2 protein-coding genes are annotated in these 2350 nt (G+C 63.6%); both read left to right on the forward strand.

Features of this window, described 5'->3' with window-relative positions:
* The first annotated feature begins 118 nt into the window (after positions 1–118).
* The gene (locus tag VFG33_RS11140) at positions 119–463 is read left to right on the forward strand and encodes a VOC family protein (RefSeq protein ID WP_325025217.1); all 345 of its coding nucleotides are present in this window, start codon (positions 119–121) and stop codon (positions 461–463) included.
* Positions 464–629: 166 nt separating this feature from the next.
* Positions 630–2165 (forward strand): peroxidase family protein, encoded by a 1536-nt coding sequence (locus tag VFG33_RS11145; protein ID WP_325025220.1) that lies wholly within the window; start codon positions 630–632, stop codon positions 2163–2165.
* Positions 2166–2350 lie beyond the last annotated feature (185 nt).

Raw genomic sequence — 2350 nt, forward strand, 5'->3', positions numbered from 1 at the left:
TTCATGATGGCGCTCCTCCTACTTAGGCAACACCAAGAGCCTGCCCGCCCTTCATAGGAGGTCCCTGTAAGCATCCTGTGATGTTCCTGTGACCCGGCGAACCCCCTAGCATCCGGCCATGACTGTTGACCTTTTTGCGGGGATTCCTGTTAGCGACTACGCCGCGGCGCTGGTGTGGTACGAGCGGCTGCTCGGGGCGCCGCCGGCGTTCATCCCGAATGACGTAGAGGCTGTCTGGGAGGTTGCGGAGCATCGGTTCCTGTACGTCGAACTGCTGCCCGAGCACGCCGGCCACGCCAGGCACACCCTTTTCGTCGAGGACTTCGAGACCCGGATCGCGCAGATCGCCGAGCGGGGCCTCGAGCCGGCGAACCAGGAGACCTACGAGAACGGCGTCCGGAAGACCACGTACTCCGATGCCGACGGCAACGAGATCGGACTCGGCGGCGGCCCGGTCGAATGATTGCCCGATCGGGCAATTTCTCGGCATCTCGACGGGCAGCCATTGCAACCTTGTCTTGACGACCCCTTATCAGCCTAGTTTCGTAGAAATCCTTGATTCAACCCGACAGGAATTCCGACAGTTTTCAACTGATTCTTTCGCAGCACCACATGATCTAGGGGGAACCATGGCGGTAGAGCAGGAATCGGTCAAACGGGTGGACGCGAGCACGCCGCAGATCGAGGCGCCGCGGACGACGGAGCAACTCATCGCCAGCGCGGGCTCGAACGGCGCCGGCTACGGACGCCGGTCGGCCCGGGGGCACGCGTACGAAATGCGTGGACTGTCCTACGTACCGATCTCACCACTGCACGAAGGCAAGTTCGGAAGGATGTTCCGGTTACCGCCGTTCATCCCGACCGACAAGGTCATTGCCGAGATCGCGGCGGTGATGACCGAGGACGGGGCCGGCCGGGACAATCCGGACATCCCGGCCGGGTACACCTACCTCGGCCAGTTCGTCGATCACGACCTGACCTTCGACCCTGCCTCCAGTCTGGACAAGCAGAACGATCCGGATGCGCTCACGAACTTCCGGAGCCCGCGGTTCGACCTGGACAGCGTCTACGGTCGCGGCCCGGTCGACGACCCTTTCCTTTACGACAAGGAATCCGGGGGCGTCAAGCTGCTCATCGGCCACCATGACCGCGAGGACGATCTGCCCCGCAACAATCAGGACACCGCACTGATCGGTGATCCGCGCAACGACGAGAACATCTTCGTCAGCCAGTTGCAGCTGACCATGCTCAAGTTCCACAACAAAGTGGTCGACGCGGTGGTCAAGAATCCGGACTGGCGGCGCGGCAGCGAGACAGTTTTCGAGACGGCCCAGCGGGTCGTTCGCTGGCACTACCAGTGGCTGGTCGTTCACGACTTCCTGAAGCGGATCGTCGGCGCCGAGATGCTCGCTTCGGTTCTCGACGAGTCGGGCGTCTATCCCGAGGTGGTGCGCCGGTTCTACAAGTGGCGGAACGAGCCGTTCATGCCGGTCGAATTCTCGGTCGCCGCCTACCGCTTCGGGCACTCGATGATCCGCGGCCGGTACAGCCTCAACACCCTCGTCGGCTCGTTGCCCGTCTTCACAGCCGACCCAGTCGGTCAGGAACCCCTCGGCCACTTCGGCGGCTTCCGGATCCTGCCGCCGTTCTGGACGATCGAATGGGCCCGGTTCTTCGAGGTGGACGGAGCCGGCAAAGAGGCGCTCCAGCACAGCCGGCTGATCGATGCGAAACTGGCGAACCCACTCAAAGCCCTGCCCCCTGAAATCGCCGGCAACCGGCCGTCCCTGATCGGACGCAACCTCACCCGCGGCGCCCGGCTCCTGCTTCCGTCCGGTCAGGATGTCGCCAAGCGGATGGGCGCGAAGGTCCTGACGAAGGCGCAGTTGGCGCTGCCCGGAGGAGGACCCGCACCACTCTGGTACTACGTGCTCAAAGAGGCCGACGTCCAAGCAAAGGGCCGTCATCTCGGCGAAGTGGGCGGCCGAATCGTCGCCGAGGTCTTCCTGGGCCTCCTCGAGCACGACCCGTCCTCGTACCTCCGCAACGAACCCGACTGGAAGCCCTTCCTCCCGTCAGCCAAACGCGGAGACTTCACCATGCCGGACCTCCTCGCCTTCACCGGCCACGGCCTAACAGAAACCAACCTCCCCAACGGCGGCTAGCGACCAGCTCGCAAGACGCGGGAACACGCGACGGGAGGCGGGCTAGGTTTGGGGTATGCCGCGTCTTCTTCGTACTGGTCAGTGGGCTGAGTTGATTGTTGTTGGAGTGGGGACTGGAGAGGGGCGGGTGGTGTTCCAGTCTTCGGAGTTGTTGTTCGAGGCGCCTAACTGGAGTGGGGACGGGG

Source organism: Kribbella sp., assembly GCF_035687465.1.
Classification (GTDB): Bacteria; Actinomycetota; Actinomycetes; order Propionibacteriales; family Kribbellaceae; genus Kribbella.

Bases quoted from the DNA above. Each gene is read 5' to 3' on its own strand.
- VFG33_RS11140 (WP_325025217.1), top strand. From the start codon at position 119: ATGACTGTTGACCTTTTTGCGGGGATTCCTGTTAGCGACTACGCCGCG.
- VFG33_RS11145 (WP_325025220.1), top strand. From the start codon at position 630: ATGGCGGTAGAGCAGGAATCGGTCAAACGGGTGGACGCGAGCACGCCG.